This window comes from Nocardia sp. NPDC050799, assembly GCF_040654015.1.
In the GTDB taxonomy this organism is placed as follows: domain Bacteria; phylum Actinomycetota; class Actinomycetes; order Mycobacteriales; family Mycobacteriaceae; genus Nocardia.
Genome location: NZ_JBFAHF010000023.1, coordinates 65,780 through 85,813 on the forward strand (window position 1 = coordinate 65,780; position 20,034 = coordinate 85,813).

A 20,034-nucleotide genomic window follows, 5' to 3' on the forward strand; every position below is an offset into this window, starting at 1 on the left:
GCCGGCCCGGCACCCGGTCGGAGGTGGGTGGGTGCGCGGGGACGCGGCGCGCACCGAGGGCTCGGGACGCCGCGCTGAGGGAAACCGGCCGGGGCCATGGGCGCGGGGCGCGTACGGGGTCACCGCAGCGAACGACAGCGCCCGGCCGAGACAGCCGGGTGGAAGATCAGAGCAGGACGGCCCGGGGCGGCGCCCGGGTGCGGACGGTATCGGCCGCCAGAATCCACGCGACGACCCGGTCACGATGAAGTAGCCGCAGCGGGGGTCGATCCGGGAGGGCCGGTGGCCGGGGCGCAACCGGAACCAGGCGCGCGAGGGCGGTCGCGGCGACCCGGTAGGCGAATTCGGCGCCGCGCACGATCACCGCCGCGGCGCCGGCGACGACGACGTGCGCCGCGAGCATGGTGGGGGTCGGCTGGAGAGCACCGGGGTGCAGATGTCCGGAACCCCAACCGAGGCTTAGATGGCCGAGCAGTTGCCCGGCTGTCAGTGCCGTGGCAAGTCCGGCGGTTCCGGTGCGCAGCGGGCGCAATCCGGTGACCAGGGCACCGACCGCCGCGGACGCCAGCGCCAGCAGGACGACCGCCGTCCCATCGGGTGAGCTCATCCGGTCCGCCCAGCCGTGCGCGGCCACCGAGACGGCCCCCGAGATCAGGCCGGCCGCCGCACCGCGGACGCGAGCGGCGCCGAGCTGGTCCACCACATGGGTGGAACCGAACCTGATACGCACCAGAGGATGATATCCGACCACCCGCTCTGCCTGCGGTGAAGCCGATACGGCCCGCTCGCGCCGGGGCGGGTGTGCGCACCACACCGTCCGGATCCGGAGCCGGCCGAGGACGCCGACGAGCGACCGGACTCGACCATGCGCGACCCGGGTTCTCGCGGCAGTCGGTGGAGCGGTCCGGGTATCACCGCCGGGCGGCGCGGAGTCCTGGCCTGCGGCCCAGGGCCCGGGTCCGCTGCCCGGGCTCGGCGTTCAGCTGCCGGGTTCCAGTTCCATCAGCGGTTTCCGCAGCAGTTTCCCGGTGGCGTTGCGCGGCAGTTCGTCGAGGAACACGACTTCGCGCGGGACCTTGTAGCGTGCCAGATTCGCTTTGACGTAATCCTTGATCTCCTGGGCGTCGCGTCTCGAATCCGGCCCCGGGACCACCACGGCGCGCAGTCGTTTGCCGAACTCCCGATCGTCCACGCCGACCACTGCGGCCTCGAGTACATCGGGGCGTTCGGCGATGAGGTGTTCGACCTCTTGCGGGAACACGTTCTCGCCACCGGAGACGATCATGTCGTCGTCGCGGCCGTCGATGAACAGCAGGCCGTCGGAATCAAGATGCCCGACATCGCCGCTGGACATCATGCCGTCGACGGTCTCCTTGGTCCGCCCATCGGTGTAGGCCTTGAAGGCGTGCGGGTTGTCGATGAAAATCGTGCCGGTGACATTCGGCGCGGTGATCCGCTTGCGGTTCTCGTCGTAGAGGGCGATCCGCACCCCGACCGGTGCCCGGCCCGCGGTGGTCGGCGACTTCTTCAGCTCCTGCGGCGTCGCCACGGTGATCACCGCGCATTCGGTGGAGCCGTACAGGTTGTACAGCACCTCTCCGAAGTACTCGCCCGTGCGTACCACCACATCGGGTTGGATGGCCGAGCCCGCCGCGAAGATCACCTGGAGCGAGGAGACGTCGTAGCGGTCGAGCACCTCTTTCGGCTGGTCCAGGATGCGTTGCAGCATGGTGGGCACCACGACCAGTGAATCCGCCCGATAGCGGGCGATATTGGCCAGAGTGAGCTCGGGGTCGAACCGGCGCTGCTGGAACACCACCCGGTTGCCCAGCGCCAGGCCCAGGGAGAACTGGGACAGTCCGGTGCCGTGGAAGATGGGCGCGGCCATCACCATGGTGCCGTCGATCGGCAGCGGCACCCGGTCGATGAACTGGGCGGTGATGAACGGGCTGACCTTGTCGCGCGGGGCGCCCTTGGGCGTGCCGGTGGTACCGCTGGTGAGGATGACCGTCCCACCCGGTTTTGCGGGTGCCGCCAGCGGTGCGATGGACTGCCCCGCCGATACGGATTCGACCGTCGGGATCGCGGGGTCGGCACCATCGGATTCGTCGACCCAGGTGAGGATGCGCGGGATCTCGGCGGGGACGGCGCTCATCAGGTCGAAGAACTCGCTGTCGTGCAGCACCGCTTTGATCTTCTCGCGTTCGGCCACGTCGGCGAACTGTGGCTTGGCGAAGCCGGTGTTCATCAGGACCGCGCGCAGGCCGAGTTTGCCGGCCGTCAACATGCTCAGCACCATGCCGCGGTGGTCGCGGGCCAGGACCGCGACCACATCGCCGGGCCGCAGTCCGCGTTCGGTGAGGCCGCGAGCGAAGGCGTTCGAGCGGTCGTCGAGTTCGCGGAAGGTGAGTTCCCCCGACTCGTCGACGATGGCGGGAGAGCCGGGGCGGGTCTGCGCGGCGTGCATGACCACACCGGCGAATGGGCCGTACTTGGTCGCGTTGCTCATCGACCGGAGGGCATGGTCGAGCCGCAACGGATCGAAGAGACCACGTTTGCGCATCACGTTCACGGCCGAGGCGATATCGCCGGCTCTGCGAACGGGGCCGGGCAGCGACAATGTCATCGGCGACAACCTTCCGCGGTGTACCGCCGGGAACGGCGGCTACCTCCTCGAACTCCTGTGCACCGCCCACCCTAGCAACCATCGCGGGGGCTGCCGGCCCATTGTCTCGGACAGTAGGGAAACCGGGATACTACTGTGAGAATTCCCGGTTTCCCGTCGAGAAAGGTTGTCAGACCTCGTATTCCACCAGCACCCGGCGCAGCAGTTTGCCGGTCGGGTTGCGCGGCAGATCGTCGAGGAAGACGACCTCGCGCGGCACCTTGTACCGGGCCAGGTTCTCCTTGACGTAGGACTTGATCTCGGCCTCGTCCGGAGTGTGCCCGGGCTCGGGGACGACGAACGCGCGCAGCCGCTTCCCGAACTCCACATCGTCCACGCCGACCACCGCGGCGTCGAAGATGTCCTCGCGCTCGAGCAGCAGGTTCTCGACCTCCTGCGGGAAGACGTTCTCTCCACCGGAGACGATCATGTCGTCGTCGCGGCCATCCACCATGAGCAGGCCGTCCTCGGTGAAATGGCCGACGTCGCCGCTGGACATGTAGCCGTCGATGATCTGCTTGTGCCGGCCGTCGGTGTAGCCCTCGAAGGGCGCGCCACTGCGGACGAAGATCCGGGCGGTGACATTCTTGGTGGTCACGGCCTTGTCGTTGTCGTCGTAGAGGCGGACGTCGCAGGTGAGCGGCGGGCGGCCGACCGTACCGGGGGCCTTGGCCAGGTCGGCCGGCTGGGCCACGGTGGCGATAGCGACCTCGGTGGAGCCGTAGAGGTTGTACAGCACGTGCCCGAATGTCTCGGTCGCCTTGACGCACAACTCCGGCGACAGTGCCGAACCCGCCAGGATGATCCCCTTCAGCGAGGACGTGTCGTACTTCGCGCGGACCTCGGCGGGCAGTTCCACCATCCGGTGCAGCATGGTCGGCACCGCGACCAGCAACTGGGCCTTGTGGTCGGAGATCATCTTCAGGGTGGCCTCGGCGTCGAACCGGCGCCGCATGACGATCTTGTTGGTGAGGCCGATGCTCACCAGGTAGGTACCCAGACCGGTGCTGTGGAAGATCGGCGAGACGATGACGACGGTGCCGCGCTTCGGGAACGGCATCCGGTCCAGGAACTGCGCGGTCGCCACCGGGCTGGCCTTCTCCCGCGGCGCGCCCTTCGGCAGACCGGTGGTGCCGCTGGTGAGGATGATGAAACCACCCGGTTTGGCGGGCACCGGCAGTGTCTCGGTGCCGTTCTCGGCGATCAGGTCGTCCAGCGTCCGGGCGCCCGCGGGAACTTCGGTGCCCTCGTCGACCCAGGTGAGGAATCGGGGCATTTCGGCGGGCAGCGCGTCGAGCAGACCGAGGAACTCGCTGTCGTGCAGGACCGCCTTGACCTGCTCCCGTTCGCACACCTCGGCGAACTGCGGTTTGGCGAAGCCGGTGTTCATCAGGGCGATCTTCACACCGAGCTTGCCTGCGGCGGCCATGGAGAGGATCAGTCCGCGATGGTCCCGGGCGAGGATGCCGATCACAGTGCCCTCGGTGATCCCCGCGTCGCGCAGCCCGTGCGCGATCTTGGTGGACTGCTCGTCCAGTTCGCGGTAGGTCAGCTCACCGCGTTCGTCGGCCAGCCCGGGCGCGTCCGGCGCGATGCGCGCGGAGTGCATGATCAGGGTGGCCTGCGGGATGTAGGTCTTGGAATCCTTCAGCGTTCGCAGCGTTTCCCCCGGATTCTTCAGATCGATGAATCCGCTGGACTGCAGCAGCCCGTATGCCTTGACGACTTCCAGCGTGTGCGCCAGGTTCACCTTCGAACACCTCCACAGATCCTCGCGTCGGCACTCGACCTAGCGATTCCGAACGGCATATCGGTGGTCACCGTAGCAGTGAAAGTGTATTCGCTCACAACATACGCTCCGGACAAAAGAGACATTTCCGAGCGCGCCGAGGTGGCCGGTGCGGGCGGGCATCGGATATTCGACGCATTCGCACGCACCGGCCCGCCGGCTCATCGGGTCAGTGGTAGATCGAGCCCAGCGACGGGAAAGTGATGTCGCCGCGCACATACTGGAACCCGTCCGGATGCTCCGGGCTCACCGGCACCGGCCAGCGGTGCCACAGGTTGCCGTACACCGCGGCGACGATCAGGCCCGGGCCCGGATCGATCGGCCGGGTGCGGATCGTGGTGTCGGCGATGATGTCCCGATGCTCGGTGAGCTGCTCGATACCGCTGCGGCCGTTGCTGAGGTTGAGCCAGACGACATCCAGCCGCGCGCCCGTCTGATTCGGCGCGATCGTGCCCGGTCCGCCGAAGAACGCGAACCGGAAGCCGTCGATGTTCAGCGACAGGCCCGAGCCGTACATTCCCGGACCGTCGCCGCGGCCCACAGTGGATTCGGCCGGGATCTGGAACGGCTGCGCGGGCAGCGCGGCATCACGGGTGGCCGCGGCGACCCGCGCGTCACCGAGCAGCCGGGATACCGCCTGTTCGGCGGCCGGGTCACCGCTCGCCGCGGTGTGCAGGGCCTGCGTGGCCGAAGGCCAATCGACCCGGGCGGGCTCGGCGGTCGCGTGCCCGGTGAACAGAACAGTGGCTGCGGCGGTCCCCACGGCAGACGTGAGGAGCCGCCGGGTCAAGGCCGATATGCGCATAACCAGTCTCCTTGCAGGGGCGATATCCGGGGTACTGCTCAGTGACTCGGTGTGGGTGCCGCGTGGTGGTACGCGTACCGGCGCGGCCGGGAAGTGGATCCGGCGGCACCGATCGGAACAATCCGATCGAACAAACACTGTCACTCGGTCCCGGTGGTGTCCAGGACCGCCGCGCGGCCGGTCGGTCGCGGTTTCGTATCCGATATCTACGCCGGCGATCGCGCGCTGGAAGCAGCCGCTGCGGCAGTTCGCCTCGAGCCGGTCGACGAGGAACGTCGCGTTCGGCCGTCGTCCGGGAACCGGCGTCGAATAGGCGAAACCGGTGTGATCCCCCCAGCGGACCACACCGGTTTCTCACGTCTGACCTGCTTATTTGAGTTCGGCGCTGGTCTTACCCAGGACCCGGCGGGCGACGATGAGCTGCTGGATCTGCTGGGTGCCCTCGAAGATGTCCAGGATCTTCGAGTCCCGGCCCCACTTCTCCAGCAGCAGCCGCTGCGAGTATCCGACGGCGCCGGCCAGTTCGACCGACTTCAGCGTCACATCGGTGCCGGTGCGCCCCGCCTTCGCCTTGGACATCGACGCCTCGAGCGAATTGGGCTTCTTGTTGTCGGCCATCCAGGCCGCCCGCAGTGCCAGCAGGTAGGCGGATTCGTAGTCGGCTTCCATCCGCAGGAATTCGGCCGCCGCCGCGTGCTGATTGTTGGGCGGGGTGTCGTAAGAGATCTCGATACCCGCGTCGGTGAGGATGGTGCGCAGTTCCTCGAGCGCGGCGCGGGTGACGCCGATGGCCATGGCCGCGACCATGGGGCGGGTGTTGTCGAAGGTCTGCATGACCCCGGCGAAACCCTTCTCCACATTTACTTCCGGGCTGCCGAGGATATTGTCCTTCGGAATCCGGCAGTCCTGGAGCAGCAGCACCGCGGTATCGGAGGCCTTGATGCCGAGCTTGTGCTCGAGCCGGGCCACCGACAGGCCGGGAGCGTCCCGCGGGACCACGAACGATTTGATGGCGGCGCGGCCGAGGCTGCGGTCCACCGACGCCCACACCACGATATGGGTGGAACGCTGCCCCGCGGTGACGAAGATCTTCTCGCCGTTGAGCACCCATTCGTCGCCGTCGAGGACGGCGGTGGTGGTGACCGCGGCCGAATCGGATCCGAAGCTCGGTTCGGTGATGGCCATCGAGGCCCACACCTTGCCGAACCGTTCGAGTTGCTCGTCGGTGGCCACCGCGGCGATCGCGGCATTGCCCAACCCCTGGTAGGGGATGGACAGCATCAGCCCGACATCGCCCCAGGAGGTTTCCAGGGCGTTGAGCAGCGCCGACATATTGCCGCCGTTGGCGTTGAGGAGCACATCGGTGGAGGGCGCCTCGTCGTCGGCGCGCCCGCCGCCGGCCCCGCTGATCTTCTGCGTGCCCGAATCGCTGAGCCCGTCGACCATGGCGGCCATGGTGTCGAGCTCGACCGGGTATTCGTGCTCGCCGAGGTCGTATTTGCGCGAGATGGGCCGAAAGATCTGCGCGGCCACCTGATGCGCCTGGTTGGCGCTGGCCCGCAGCTTCTTGGGAAGTTCGAGATTGATCATGGAAGTCTCCTGGTGAAAAAGCTGTGACGACGCCGGGAACTCAGACCAGCACCACGCCCTCGGCGACCGCGATACCCCGCAGATCGCGGTACCAGCGTTCGACCGGGTGTTCCTTGGTGAAGCCGTGGCCACCGAGTAGCTGGACGCCGTCCAGCCCGAAGCGCATGCCCTTGTCCGCCGCCAGCTTCTTGGCCAGCGCCGCTTCGCGGGCGAAGGTGAGGCCTTGTTCGGCGCGGGCGGCGCCGCGCAGCGTAACCAGGCGCAGACCGTCGAGTTCGATGGCGATATCGGCGACCATGAACGCGACCGCCTGCCGGTGGCTGATCGGTTCGCCGAAGGCTTCCCGCTCGTTGACGTAGGGGATCACGTAGTCCAGTACGGCCTGCCCGGTGCCGGTGGCCAGCGAAGCCCAGCCGAGGCGGGCGAGCTGGACGGCATCGCGGTAGTCGGCCGCGTGCTGCGCGGCATCGCCCTCACCGAGGACGGCGTCGGCGGCGACGGCCACATTGTCCAGGACCAGCCGGCCCAGGCCGGCCGCGCGCAGGCCCATGCTCGGATCGGCTTCCACCGACAGGCCCTTGGCGTCGGATTCCACCACGAACAGGGCCGGGCGTCCGTCGAGTTCGGCGCCGACCACGAAGATCTCGGCGTCGGCGGCCGCGGGGACCAGGCTCTTGACGCCGTTCAGCCGGTATCCGCTGGTGGAGCGTACCGCCTTGGTCTGCAGGCTGAAGGGGTCGAACAAGGCGCGCGGTTCGCTGATGACCACGGCGGCCTGGGGCACGTTCTCGCCGGTGAAGGCCGGAAGATAGGTCTGCTGCTGGGCGTCGGTGCCCCACTGGGACAGCGCGACCGCGACCCCGCTCGGTGCGAGCAGCGGCAGCGCCAGACCCATATCGCCGTGCGCGAGCGCCTCGGCGACCAGCGCATTGGTGACCGCACCGCGTTCGGTGGCCGCGCCCTCGAGTTCCTCGGGCACGTTGATGAGAGTGATACCCAGTTCCGCGGCCCGGCCGAGCAGATCGGCCGGCGCGGCGGCCGCCTCGTCGGCGTCGTGCGCGGCCGGGCGCAGGATCTCGGCCGCGAACTCGCGCACCGTCTCGACGATCATCTGCTGTTCGTCGGTGGGGGTGAGGTCGAAATAGTCCTTGGTCTTGGACTCGTTGTCCGGTAGCCGCTTGGGCGTACCACCACCCGCGACCTTGTTGAAGGCGCGGGTGGCCGCGCCGAGGGTGCGGAATCCGGTTTTGGTGCTCTGGTAGGTGACCCGGTCGATCGGCTTGCGCAGGTTGTATTTCTCGGCCAGCTCCGAACCGGTGATGGTCGACATGACCCGCATGGCGGCGCCCATCCAGTCCCGTTTGGGTTGGTGCAGGCCCACCCCGTTCTCCTGGCGGACGCCGCCCGGCGACCGCCGCTCGGTAGCGCTGTCTCGAATGCTCATCATCACCTGTTTCTCGCGCGGGGTGAGGGTCGGGCCCCGGGTATCTTACTGCGGAGTAAGGCTATCTTACTGCGGAGTAAGAAAGGCGTCGAGTGGTCCTTACGTCCTGGTGAGCGGACGGGCGCGCGGAACACCCAGGTGATGAAGCCGAGAACGCCCGCCCCGGACTCCGGGGCGGGCGATCTCGGTTACCGGAGTTCCCGCGGATGGGAGTTGTCGTCACCCGGACCGCGGACTCCGGCCGTCTATTCCCGCACGTACCAGCGCAGGGTCGCGTAGGCGGTGAGACCGGCGAACAGTACGCCGACCGGCATCACCATGAGCGCGGTGGTGAAGATGTCGTCGAAGGTGATCTGCGGGAACACATTGCTGGCGAACAGGTCGCCGAGGGCTCGGTCGATCACCAGCGGCCGGGCCACGAACAGACCCACCGTGGCCAGCAGACCGCCCGCCAGCGCGGCGGCCACCGCCTCCAACAGGAACGGCAGCTGGGTGTACCAGCGGGTGGCGCCCACCAGGCGCATGATGCTCACCTCCGTACGCCGGGTGAAGGCCGCGATCTGCACCATGTTCGCGATCAGCAGCAACGCCGCCACCGCCTGCAGCAGCGCCATACCGAATGCCGCGTTGCGGAGTCCGTCGAACAGGCTGACCAGCCGGTCCACGATGTCCTTGTCGTTGCGGACCATGCCGACGCCGGGCCGCTCGTAGAACTGCTCGTAGATCGTCGGGTACAGCGACGCGTCGGTCATCTTGACCCGCAGGGAGGCCGGCAGCGGCGTCTCGCTCACGTACTCGGCCAGCTCCGGCTGATCCTTGAAGGTTTTCTCCTTCGCCTCCCGAACCGCCGCGTCCCGGTTGAGGTACTGCACGTTCTCCACGCCGTCGACGGCCTCGAGATCGGCCATGAGCGTCCGGCACGGATCGTTCACACAGTCCGGATCGGTCGCGGAGACGTCCTCGGTGAGGTACAGCCGTACCTCGAGCCGGTCCAGGAAGTACTGTTCGGTCTTGTCGGCGATCCGCACCGCCAGCAGACCGCCGCCCAGCATGGTCAGCGAGACCGCGGTGGTCAGGATCATCGCGATGGTCATGGTCACATTGCGGCGCAGCCCCTCGGAGACCTCGCCGAACAGGAATCCCGCCCGCATTACCGGCGCACCTCGTATCCACCGTCGGCCTGATCGCGGACCAGATGGCCGTCGTAGAGTTCCACCACACGCCGGCGCATACCGTCCACGATCAGCGGATCGTGCGTGGCCATGAGCACGGTGGTGCCCATCCGGTTGATGTGCTCGAGCAGCAGCATGATCTCGTAACTCGTCTCGGGGTCGAGGTTGCCGGTGGGTTCGTCGGCCAGCAGGACCAGCGGCCGGTTGACGAAGGCCCGGGCGATCGCGACCCGCTGCTGTTCGCCGCCGGACAATTCGGTGGGCAGCCGGTCGGCCTTGTTGCCCAGCCCGACCAGTTCGAGCACTTCGGGCACCGTCCGGTCGATGAACTGCCGGCGTTTTCCGATCACCTCCAGGGCGAACGCCACGTTCTGGGCGACGGTGCGCTGCTGCAGCAGCCGAAAATCCTGGAAAACGCACCCGATTCGCTGCCGCAATCGCGGCACCCTCCGCCCCGGCAGCCGGTCGACCCGGAAATCCGCGACCGAGATCTCGCCCGCGGTCGGTGTCTCCTCTTTGAGCAGCAACCGCATGAAGGTCGATTTACCCGAACCCGACGGACCGATGAGGAAGACGAACTCGCCCTTGTCGATATGGACGTTGATGTTTTCCAGCGCTGGTCGCGTAGCGGTCGGATACGACTTGCTGACGTTGCGCAGGGTGATCACGAGGAGACAGTGTAACCATTCGATAACGAAGCGGCGCGCGGGCTGTGTCGCACCCGCTACCGAACGGGAATCACCTGCACAGGGACCTGATGGACGGCGGGTACCGCGGGGGCGGGCGCCGGCTTCGCGGGTGCGATCTGGTCCGGCTTCACGAACAGGTACAGCACGAAGGTCGCCACCCAGCCGCACGCCAGGATCAGCGTCGATCTACGGGCGCGCATTCAGGCCCTCCCGGCGCATGGCCGCGGCCACGCGCACCCGTAGCTCGCGACTCACCTCGAACTGTTTACCCGGCAGCGTCCGGGCGACCATCCGGATGTTCATCTGGTCCACGGTCAGGTCCTCCACACCCATCACCGTCGGCTCGTCGAGCAGCAGTGGCTCGAGGCGGGGGTCCTGGTAGGCCTGGCCGCCCACCTCGTGCAGCACTTCGTTGATCCGGATGATATCGGCACCGGCCGAGACCGGGACATCGATCGCCGCGCGGGCCCAATCCTTGGACAGGTTGGTGACTTTTACGATCTGACCGTTCGGGACGGTGATCACCTCACCGTCCGGGTTACGCAATTTGGTGACCCGCAGCGTCACATCCTCGACCGTGCCCTCGGCCGGATCCTGGATACCGGTCACCGCGATCCGCACCACATCGCCGAACCCGTACTGCCGTTCGGTGATGAGGAAGAATCCGGCCAGGATATCCTGCACGATGCGCTGCGCGCCGAAACCGAGCGCGGCACCCAGGACCGCCGCCGGCGCGACCAGGCCCGACATCGAGAAGCCGATCCGCCCCAGCACCTCCATGGCGACCAGCACGTAGGCCACGGTCAGCACCACCCAGGTGAGCACCTGCGCCAGCGCGTGCCGGTGCTTGGCCTCCTCGGAGCGGACCAACGCGTCACCGCCGCGGAACCCGGAATCGATTTTCTGGGTGACCCGGTCGCGGACATAGGTGGCGAAGCGGGCGAACAGCATCGCTCCGAGGATCAGCAGCACGATCTCCAGACCGGACGATCGCAGCCACGAGGTCACCTCCGAAGACGCCACCGGCGCCGCCAGCGACAGCGCCAGGGCCTGCGCCCCCTCCGAATGCATCAGATCACCTGCTTTCACACCGGCGAAACGGCTTGCGGCGCCCCGGATCCGGGACCGCTAGCCCTCTGTACTCATCCGCCAGCGGATTCCGGATTCGATGAATCCGTCTATATCGCCGTCGAGTACCGCCGAGGGGTTGTTGACTTCGTAGTTGGTGCGCAGATCCTTGACCATCTGGTACGGGTGCAGCACATAGGACCGCATCTGGTTGCCCCAGGACGCGCCCTCGTTGGTCTTGAGCGCATCCATCTGGGCGCGCTCCTCCCGCCGTTTGCGTTCCAGCAGTTTGGCCTGCAGCACTCGCATGGCCGAGACCTTGTTCTGCAACTGGGATTTCTCGTTCTGGCAGGTCACCACGATCCCGGTGGGGATATGGGTGATCCGCACCGCCGAGTCGGTGGTGTTGACGCTCTGGCCCCCGGGCCCGGAAGACCGGTACACATCGACCCGGATATCGGTTTCCGGGACCTCGATATGGTCGGTGGTCTCCACCACCGGCAGCACTTCGACCTCGGCGAACGAGGTCTGGCGGCGGCCCTGGTTGTCGAACGGGCTGATCCGGACCAGCCGGTGGGTGCCCATCTCCACCGAGAGGGTGCCGTAGGCGTACGGCGTCTTCACCGCGAAGGTGGCGCTCTTGATACCGGCTTCTTCGGCGTAGGAGGTGTCGTAGACCTCGACCGCGTACTTGTGCCGGTCGGCCCAGCGGATGTACATGCGCATCAGCATCTCGGCCCAGTCGGCCGCGTCCACGCCGCCCGCGCCGGAACGGATATTGACCAGCGCGTCACGTTTGTCGTACTCGCCCGAGAGCAGGGTGCGGACCTCGAGCGCCTCCACATCGCTGCGCAGCGCTGCCCGCTCGGCGTCGGCGTCGGCCAGTGCGCTGGTCTTCGCCTCGCCTTCTTCCCCCTCTGCCAGCTCGTAGAGCACCGGCAGATCCTCGAGCCGCTGCCGTAACTCCTCCACCCGGCGCAGTTCGCCCTGGGCGTGCGAGAGCTCGCTGGTGACCCGCTGTGCGTGATCCTGGTCGTTCCAGAGCTCGGGATCGGCGGCCTGGTGCTCCAGCTCGTCTATACGGCGGCGCAGCTCCTCGAGATCGAGGACCGATTCGACGGTCTTGAGGGTCGCGTCGAGTTCGGCGAGGTCGGCGGTCACGTCTGGATGCACGGTGTTCAAGGCTACTAGGAGTGTCCACCGCGGTGCACCGCGCGGCCCGCGGAGGCCACCGCCGGTCGCCACGGGTCAGCTCGGGACGGCCCGCAGGTTGCCGGGCCGGTGGCCGGCGAGCCGGTCCAGGGCGGCGGCTGTTGCCGGGTCGGCGGGGAGATGGACGATCAGCTGCTGCTCGTCGTCGGCGAACAGGTCCAGGGTCTCGAAGGCCAGCCGCAAGGTCCCGGCCGTGGGGTGCGCCATCCGGGTCACCCCGGTGGCGGCGGGCAGGTTGGGCACCGTGGCGACCCGGTCGGTGAACGCCGCACCCGCGGTGACGGTGAGCTGGTCGGCCAGCGCCGCGATCTCCGGATCAGTGCGGAATGGGCCCTGTTTGAGGGTGGCTACCAGGTGGTCGGCCAGATGATCCCAATCCGGGTAGACCTCGCGGGCCCGCGGATCGGTGAAAGCGAAATGAGCGAGATTCGACCAGTGCTCCCCGTCGAGCGCGCCGGTCGGCTCCATCAACCTGCGGTAGCCCTCGGTGCAGGCCAGCACCTCGGTGAGCCGGTTGACCACGACCGCCGCCGCGGGTTCGAGCTGCTCGAGCAGCGCCCGGATCGTCGGCCGGATCTCGCGCCCCGGCCGGGCCCGGCCCATACAGTTGAACCCGGTATCGGCCTTGGTCAGCCGGTACAGGTGCACCCGTTCGGCGGAGGTGAGCCCGAGGGCGTCGGCCAGCGCGGCCAGCACCTGGGGGGAGGGGTTGCGGTCGCGACCCTGTTCGAGACGGGTGATGTATTCGACGCTGACCCCGGCCAGCGTCGCCAGTTCCGAGCGGCGCAGCCCGGGCGCCCGGCGGCGCGCCCCGGTGGGCAGTCCCACCTGGGCCGGTGTCACCGCATCGCGCCTGCTGCGCAGGAACAGGCCCATCTCGTTCTCGCTCACGGTCCCACGGTAGCGGCGGGCCGGCCGCTCAGGGTGGCCGTGGCAGTACCACTCTCGGTGCGGTCTCCCAATGGAGTACCCGGGGCGGCAGATTCGATTCCGGCGGCCGCCGGGCCGCCCGATCGAGAACGGAGCACACCATGTCCACTACGCCCCTGCGTCTCGCGGTGATCGTCGGCAGCGTCCGCGAAGGCCGTTTCGGGCCGGTCGTCGCCTCATGGATCACCGCGCAGGCCGCCCGCCACGACCGGTTCGAGATCGACGTGATCGACCTGGCCGAAGCCGATATCCCCCTGGCGCTGCCCGCTGTTTCCCCGGCGATGGAGCCCAACCCGCAGCGTCCCGCCGGAATGCGCGACCTGACCGAACGGCTCGAAGCCGCCGACGCGTACGTCATCGTCACCCCCGACTACAACCGCAGCTTCCCGGCCTCGCTGAAAGCCGTCATCGACTGGCATTTCACCCAGTGGCAGCGCAAGGCCATCGCGTTCGTCGGCTACAGCGGAGCCGGCGGCGGGCTGCTGGCCATCGAACAGCTCCGCCAGGTGTTCAACGAGCTCGACGCCCACACCGTGCGCGAGTACGTCTCCTTCCCCCGCTACTACCTGCTGTTCGGGGAAGACGGGCAACTGCTCGCACCGGCGGAACCGGAGGCCGCGGCCCAGGTGATGCTGGACCGGTTGCACTGGTGGGCGGAGGCGCTGGTGGCGGCCCGCGCGGTGGCGGCCTGAGGGCGGGCCCGCCCGCAGACCGCGTGACGGCACGGCGCGCGGCCGCACCCGGACCGACTCGATAGTGTTCGGGTGTGGCTGCTCACTCCTCTGACCTCGAACTCGCATTGCGGCTGGCCGACGAAGCGGACGCGATCACCCGGGAACGGTTCCGCGCGCTGGACCTGAAGGTCGATGCCAAACCGGACCTCACTCCGGTATCGGATGCCGATCTGGCCGTGGAGGAGGCGATCCGCCGGATCCTGCGGCACGGCCGCCCCGAGGACGCGGTCCTCGGCGAGGAATTCGGCGGCACGGCCGAGTTCACCGGCCGGCAATGGGTCATCGACCCGATCGACGGCACCAAGAATTTCGTGCGCGGTGTCCCGGTGTGGGCCACTCTCATCGCCTTGCTGGAGGACGGTGTGCCGGTGGTCGGTGTGGTGAGCGCGCCCGCGCTGGCCCGGCGCTGGTGGGCCGCGACGGGGCAGGGCGCGTGGTCGAGTTTCCATCCCGGCGCGCCGCAACCGATCACTGTCAGCGCCGTCTCCGATCTCGGTTCGGCCAGCCTCGCGTTCTCCAGCTTGTCCGGCTGGCGTGACCGCGGTCTGCGCGAGCAGTTCATCGACCTCACCGACGACGTGTGGCGGGTCCGCGGTTACGGCGATTTCTTCAGCTACTGCCTGGTCGCCGAGGGGGCGGTGGATATCGCGGCCGAACCCGAGGTGTCGCTGTGGGATCTGGCCGCGCTGGACATCCTGATCCGCGAGGCCGGCGGCACTTTCACCGCCCTCGACGGCCGCGACGGCCCGCACGGCGGGGACGCGGTGGCCTCCAACGGGCGGTTGCACCAGCAGGTTCTGCTCCGGCTCCGCGGCTAGTCCGCAGCTCCTCGCGACCGCACGACGCCGCGCGGGCTCGGTACCGTGCTCCGTCCCGAACCGCGCCGGTGGACGCGGGCTGCGCCGATGGCCGACGATGGGCTGATGTCGCTCAGTACGCACGAGGCCGATCTCTTCGAGCGCGCCCGGGGCCGTCTGGAGGCGATCGCCTACCGGCTGCTGGGGTCGGCCGGCGATGCCGAGGACGCGGTCCAGGAAACGTTCCTGCGGTGGCACGCGGTGGACCGGGAGCGGATCGAGATACCCGAGGCATGGTTGACGAAGGTGCTCACCAATCTGTGCCTCAACCAGCTCACCTCCGCGCGGGCCCGGCGGGAGACCTATGTCGGACAGTGGCTTCCGGAGCCGGTCCTGGCCGGGGACCCGATGCTCGGTCCCGCCGAGACCGCCGAGCAGCGCGAGTCGGTCTCGCTCGCGATGCTCACCGTGCTGGAGCGGCTCACTCCCAACGAGCGCGCGGTGTACGTGCTGCGCGAGGCGTTCGGATACCCGCATCGGGAGATCGCGGAAATACTCGATCTCACCGAATCGAACTGCCAGCAGATCTACCGGCGGGCCGCACGGCATCTCGGCGGCCGGTCCCGGACCGAGGTCGACGCGGCGGCCGCGCGGCGGATCGCCGAAGAGTTTCTCGTCGCCGCCCTCAGCGGCGATACCGAGCCGCTGGTCCGGCTGCTCACCGGTGACGTGGTCAGTGTGGCCGACGGCGGCGGCGCCGTTCCGGCCCGTCGAACCCCGGTGGTGGGGGCGGTCGCCGTGGCCCGCTACCTGCGCAATCTGTTCCGTCCGACCGGCGCCAAACGCGCCTTCGTCGGCGACGACCTCACGTTCTACGCGGCCGTGCTCAACGGCGATCCCGCGATCGTGATCGAGGCGGGCGGCCGGGTCCACGGCGTCCTGTGCCTCGAAATGGCTCCCGCGGGGATCGCCGCGCTGCATGTGCAGGTCGCGCCCGCGAAGCTGGCGCATCTCACCAGGGAATGGGTGGCCGCCGGCCCCCATTCCCCGCTCGACGTACGGTGGTGACCCTCTCAGCCCATGGTCTTGGCGCCGTCGATCGCCTCGCGGATTATGTCCGCGTGACCCGCGTGCTGCGTGGTCTCGGCGATGATGTGCAGGAGTACCCGGCGTGCCGACCAGTGGGTCTCCTGGAACCAGGGGGCCTTGGGCAGCGGGCACTTCGCGTCGAGGTCGGGCAGGGTGGCCACCATCTCGTCGGTCCGCCGCGCCACCTCCTCGTAGGCCGCGAGTACCCCGGCGAGCGTTTCGCCGGGCAGCATGCGGAATTCGTTCTCCCGGGCCGCGAAATCCGCGGCGGTCATATCGTCGAAATCCTTCGAGGTCGCGGTGCCCTCCACGAAGAAATCCACCCAGCCGCGTTCGACGCCGGTCACATGCTTGATCAGGCCGCCCACACACAGTGCGCTGGGAGTGGGGCGGGCCGCGGCCTGTTCATCGGTGAGCTCGCGGGCGGTGAAGCGCAGGAAGAAGCGCGCGGCCCGCAGTTCGGTCAGCAGGTCGGCGCGTTCGCCGGTCAGGGTCGCGGTGGTGTCGGTCCGGGGGAGGGTGGAGTGCTCGCTCAAGGTCATCGCCTTCCGTCAAAGGGTTCGGGGGATTCCGTGTTCGAGAACCACGGTATGACCCCTAGCGGCCACTTTCCGACCTCAATTGAGCGACAGTTGGATATTCCCGAAGATCATTCTGAGCCGGCGATATGTGTCAGCGTCGGGTGGCGTCGGCCGGTGTCAGGTCGATACCCGGCGGCGGGCTCAGCCGCCGCAGCGCCCCGTCCATCCCGGTCACGAACAACGCCCAGGACTCGCCGTCGCGGGCGATCCGCACCGAGGTGGTTCCATCGGGCACGGTCCGGACCGGGTCGGGCCGTCTGATCAGGCCCGTGATGATCGCGCATCCGGTCCCCGTGGCCGGGTCCACCCGGTAGATCGCGCCGACTCCGTGATCGGCGACGTACAGGTCACCGGTGCGGGTGGCCTCCATATCGTCGGGAACGGTGAGCAGATTCGGCGGCCCCGCGACCACCTGGGCGTCGGCGGGCGAACCCAGGGGAATACGGAAGATCCGCAAGTTCAGATTGCCCGTGTAGATCGACTCCCCGTCGGGAGCCAGGGCCAGACCGTTGGTGAGCGGGAGCGGCGACCACGATTCGGTGAACTCGCCGGTCGACGGCCGGTACCGGGCGATTCCGGTGGGCGCCCGCGAAACCCCGATCGTGCTGATCAGCAGGTCCCCGTCGGGGAGCAACAGCAGACCGTTCGGTCCGTTGAGGCCGGTGCGGAGCACGGTCACCGCGCCGGTATCGAGGTCGTAGCGCTGAAGTGTGCCCGGCGGATCGGTCACCCCGTCGCCGGTCAGGAAGTACACCGAGCGCCCGGCCACGCGGACGCCCGCCGGATGCTGCAGCCCGGTGACCAGCTTCTCGAATTTCCCGTCGGCCGATACATGGGCGAGATAGCCGTCGACGATGCCGGTGACATAGAAGCCGCCGGCCCCGTCGGAATCCAGGTTCTCCAGGTTGCCGACCCCCTCGACGATCGTGGTCGCCTGCCAGCCGTCGGCGCACATGGCCGGGAACTCCTGTGCGTGCGCGGGCGCCGCGCTCACACAGGCCGCTGCTGCCGTAAAGGCGGTGACCATCGCCCACCGGGCACGCGATCGTGTTTCGGATGCCATATCGGACAACCTAAGTGATCGGCGGCGGTACCGTGGGATTCGCGCGGCCCGTGGTCACGGTGTCGGCGGCCGCAGCGGGTTCCGGTTCATCCACATGTGTGCACTACGCGCGGGACCGCGGCGTCCGCACCGGACGCCCCCGGGGTTGTCCGGCGGTGCTCGTAGGATGGGCCGCGTGGAAGCCCCCGAAGCCCCGACCGTGCCCGTTGCCGAGTCCGGTGCCGAATCCGATGCGGCACAGCAGGTGCTGAACCGGGTCTTCGGTTACGACAGTTTCCGCGGTGAACAGCGCGCGATCGTCGACCAGGTGATCGGCGGCGGCGACGCACTGGTGCTCATGCCCACCGGCGGCGGCAAATCGCTGTGCTATCAAATTCCCGCGCTGGTCCGCGACGGCGTCGGAGTGGTGGTTTCTCCGCTGATCGCGCTCATGCAGGACCAGGTGGACGCGCTCAGCGCGCTCGGGGTGCGGGCCGGCTTCCTGAACTCCACCCAGTTCCCGGACGAGCGCCGCACCGTGGAAGCGCAGTTCGCGGCCGGCGAACTCGATCTGCTGTATCTCGCGCCGGAGCGGCTGCGCATGGAATCGACCGCCCAGCTGCTCGGCCGGGGCCGGATCGCGCTGTTCGCGATCGACGAGGCGCACTGCGTCTCGCAGTGGGGTCACGATTTCCGGCCCGACTATCTGGCGCTGTCCGTGCTGCACGAACGCTGGCCCGACGTGCCCCGGATCGCGCTCACCGCGACCGCCACCGAGAAGACCCGCGACGAGATCATCGCCAGGCTCGACCTGGGCGGTGCCCGGCGCTTCGTGGCCAGTTTCGATCGGCCGAACATCCAGTACCGCATCGAACCGAAGAACCGGCCCGATCGGCAGCTCCTCGAGTTCCTGCGCGCCGAGCATCCCGGCGATGCCGGCATCGTCTACTGCCTGTCCCGCAACTCCGTCGAGAAGACCGCCGCGTTCCTCACCGAGAACGGGATCCGGGCGGTTCCGTATCACGCGGGCCTGGATCATCGCACCCGCGCCGAGAACCAGGCGCGCTTCCTGCGCGAGGAGGGCTTGGTGGTAGTGGCGACCATCGCCTTCGGTATGGGTATCGACAAACCCGATGTGCGTTTCGTCGCCCACCTCGATCTGCCCAAATCCGTCGAGGGCTACTACCAGGAGACCGGACGGGCCGGGCGGGACGGGCTGCCGTCCACGGCCTGGATGGTCTACGGCCTGCAGGACGTGGTGCAACAGCGCAAACTCATCGAAACCTCCGAGGGCGATGCCGCGCACCGCCGCCAGTTGCAGCTGCACCTGGAGGCGATGCTCGCGCTCTGCGAGACGGTCGGCTGCCGCCGCGCCCAGCTGCTGGCCTACTTCGGTCAGCCGCCGCAGCCGTGCGGAAACTGCGACACCTGCCTGAACCCGCCCGAATCGTGGGACGGCACCGTCGCCGCGCAGAAATTGCTCTCGGCGGTACTGCGCCTGAAACGGGAGCGCGGCCAGAGCTTCGGCGCGGGTCATCTCATCGATATCCTGCTCGGCAAGAAGAACCAGAAGGTGCAGCAGTACGACCACCATGAGCTCAGCGTGTTCGGTATCGGCACCGATCTGCGCGATACCCAGTGGCGCGGGGTGGTCCGGCAGCTACTGGCCCAGGGGCTGCTCGCGGTGCACGGGGATTACGGGGTGCTCACCCTGACCGAGGCCAGCGAAGCCGTCCTCTTCGACGGCCGTACCGTCGCGCTGCGCCGCGAGCCGGAACGGCCCACTCCCGCGCGGGCGGCGCGCAGCGCGAAATCCGGCCGGGCCGTGCCCGCCGATCTCGATACCGCCGACACCGCGCTGTTCGAGAAACTGCGGCAGTGGCGTGCCGATACCGCCAAGGAACAGGGTGTCCCCGCGTACGTGGTGTTTCACGACGCCACCCTCCGCGATATCGCCGCCGGCAAACCCGCCGATCTGCGGGAACTGGGCACGGTGAACGGCGTCGGCGAGAACAAGCTGGCACGTTACGGAGAGCAGGTTCTGGAGGTGCTGGCGGCCGGATGAGTCATGGGTGCGCGGAAGCCGCTGTGACAGAATCGCTTTCATCCGATGATTCCTCCCGTCAGTGACGATAGGGGCCTGAACAAAGGGCCTAACCTGGCAAGATGTCCAACAAGCACACTCCGTGGTCGCGGTCACGCCACCGCGCAGGCTTGTCCGTCGAGCAGTTCGGCGGCTTGGACCCAAGGGTTATTCGGGCCGCGACCAACCGCGCGTCCCGGAATCGCCGGGCGGTTGCCGGGTCCCTCGAATCGGTTCGGCTACTCGGATCCGCCGCGTACGACTCGGGTCTCGGGGCCGGTATGTGGGACGAGGATGTCGAGTCCGACAGCGAGGACGATCTATCCGAGTGTCCGCCCGGCCGC

Annotated in this window: 18 protein-coding genes; 4 read left to right on the plus strand and 14 right to left on the minus strand. The window is 68.3% G+C overall.

The window, feature by feature from the left end:
- Window positions 1-166 precede the first annotated feature (166 nt).
- The 12 genes from AB0H42_RS22965 to AB0H42_RS23020 form a co-directional block, all read right to left on the minus strand.
- Window positions 167-730, minus strand: a complete 564-nt coding sequence (locus tag AB0H42_RS22965; RefSeq protein WP_357058867.1) for a hypothetical protein — start codon at window positions 728-730, stop codon at window positions 167-169.
- Between the two features lie 249 nt (window positions 731-979).
- Window positions 980-2,626: an acyl-CoA synthetase gene (locus AB0H42_RS22970; protein ID WP_357058870.1), complete on the minus strand. Its 1,647-nt coding sequence runs from the start codon at window positions 2,624-2,626 to the stop codon at window positions 980-982.
- Window positions 2,627-2,795: 169 nt separating this feature from the next.
- Complete coding sequence (locus AB0H42_RS22975) at window positions 2,796-4,415, minus strand: acyl-CoA synthetase (protein WP_357058873.1); 1,620 nt, start codon at window positions 4,413-4,415, stop codon at window positions 2,796-2,798.
- Between the two features lie 208 nt (window positions 4,416-4,623).
- Window positions 4,624-5,259, minus strand: coding sequence for a hypothetical protein (locus AB0H42_RS22980; protein WP_357058875.1), 636 nt, complete (start codon window positions 5,257-5,259; stop codon window positions 4,624-4,626).
- Between the two features lie 369 nt (window positions 5,260-5,628).
- The gene (locus tag AB0H42_RS22985) at window positions 5,629-6,849 is read right to left on the minus strand and encodes an acyl-CoA dehydrogenase family protein (RefSeq protein WP_357058878.1); all 1,221 of its coding nucleotides are present in this window, start codon (window positions 6,847-6,849) and stop codon (window positions 5,629-5,631) included.
- 40 nt (window positions 6,850-6,889) lie between these two features.
- Window positions 6,890-8,296, minus strand: a complete 1,407-nt coding sequence (locus AB0H42_RS22990; RefSeq protein ID WP_357058881.1) for an acyl-CoA dehydrogenase family protein — start codon at window positions 8,294-8,296, stop codon at window positions 6,890-6,892.
- Window positions 8,297-8,538: 242 nt separating this feature from the next.
- Complete coding sequence (ftsX, locus tag AB0H42_RS22995) at window positions 8,539-9,444, minus strand: permease-like cell division protein FtsX (RefSeq protein WP_030523455.1); 906 nt, start codon at window positions 9,442-9,444, stop codon at window positions 8,539-8,541.
- Window positions 9,444-10,133: a cell division ATP-binding protein FtsE gene (ftsE, locus tag AB0H42_RS23000; protein WP_030523456.1), complete on the minus strand. Its 690-nt coding sequence runs from the start codon at window positions 10,131-10,133 to the stop codon at window positions 9,444-9,446. Before ftsE ends, ftsX begins: the two co-directional genes overlap by 1 nt.
- Before the next feature lie 56 nt (window positions 10,134-10,189).
- A complete protein-coding gene (locus tag AB0H42_RS23005; RefSeq protein ID WP_265804082.1) occupies window positions 10,190-10,354 on the minus strand; it encodes a hypothetical protein in 165 nt (54 codons plus the stop codon).
- Complete coding sequence (locus AB0H42_RS23010) at window positions 10,341-11,225, minus strand: mechanosensitive ion channel family protein (RefSeq protein ID WP_357058885.1); 885 nt, start codon at window positions 11,223-11,225, stop codon at window positions 10,341-10,343. The genes AB0H42_RS23005 and AB0H42_RS23010 overlap by 14 nt, the downstream gene beginning before the upstream one ends.
- Before the next feature lie 57 nt (window positions 11,226-11,282).
- Window positions 11,283-12,395 (minus strand): peptide chain release factor 2, encoded by a 1,113-nt coding sequence (gene prfB, locus AB0H42_RS23015; RefSeq protein ID WP_357058887.1) that lies wholly within the window; start codon window positions 12,393-12,395, stop codon window positions 11,283-11,285.
- Between the two features lie 75 nt (window positions 12,396-12,470).
- Window positions 12,471-13,325: a helix-turn-helix domain-containing protein gene (locus AB0H42_RS23020; protein WP_357058890.1), complete on the minus strand. Its 855-nt coding sequence runs from the start codon at window positions 13,323-13,325 to the stop codon at window positions 12,471-12,473.
- Window positions 13,326-13,465: 140 nt separating this feature from the next.
- Here AB0H42_RS23020 and AB0H42_RS23025 point away from each other — a divergent pair, with 140 nt between their 5' ends.
- The 3 genes from AB0H42_RS23025 (at window position 13,466) to sigJ (ending at window position 15,963) form a co-directional block, all read left to right on the plus strand.
- Window positions 13,466-14,056: an NAD(P)H-dependent oxidoreductase gene (locus AB0H42_RS23025; RefSeq protein ID WP_357058893.1), complete on the plus strand. Its 591-nt coding sequence runs from the start codon at window positions 13,466-13,468 to the stop codon at window positions 14,054-14,056.
- A gap of 74 nt (window positions 14,057-14,130) precedes the next feature.
- Window positions 14,131-14,916, plus strand: coding sequence for a histidinol-phosphatase (gene hisN / locus AB0H42_RS23030; protein WP_357058895.1), 786 nt, complete (start codon window positions 14,131-14,133; stop codon window positions 14,914-14,916).
- A gap of 105 nt (window positions 14,917-15,021) precedes the next feature.
- Window positions 15,022-15,963 carry an RNA polymerase sigma factor SigJ gene (gene sigJ / locus AB0H42_RS23035; RefSeq protein ID WP_357058898.1) on the plus strand — a complete coding sequence of 314 codons (942 nt, stop codon included), beginning with the start codon at window positions 15,022-15,024 and terminating at the stop codon, window positions 15,961-15,963.
- A 5-nt stretch (window positions 15,964-15,968) separates the two neighbouring features.
- Here sigJ and AB0H42_RS23040 read toward each other — a convergent pair whose 3' ends face one another.
- Window positions 15,969-16,526 carry a DinB family protein gene (locus tag AB0H42_RS23040; protein ID WP_357058901.1) on the minus strand — a complete coding sequence of 186 codons (558 nt, stop codon included), beginning with the start codon at window positions 16,524-16,526 and terminating at the stop codon, window positions 15,969-15,971.
- 130 nt (window positions 16,527-16,656) lie between these two features.
- Window positions 16,657-17,628 (minus strand): hypothetical protein, encoded by a 972-nt coding sequence (locus tag AB0H42_RS23045; RefSeq protein WP_357058904.1) that lies wholly within the window; start codon window positions 17,626-17,628, stop codon window positions 16,657-16,659.
- Between the two features lie 175 nt (window positions 17,629-17,803).
- On the opposite strand from AB0H42_RS23045, the gene recQ reads away from it, so the two are divergent.
- Window positions 17,804-19,672, plus strand: coding sequence for a DNA helicase RecQ (gene recQ, locus AB0H42_RS23050; protein WP_357058907.1), 1,869 nt, complete (start codon window positions 17,804-17,806; stop codon window positions 19,670-19,672).
- Window positions 19,673-20,034 lie beyond the last annotated feature (362 nt).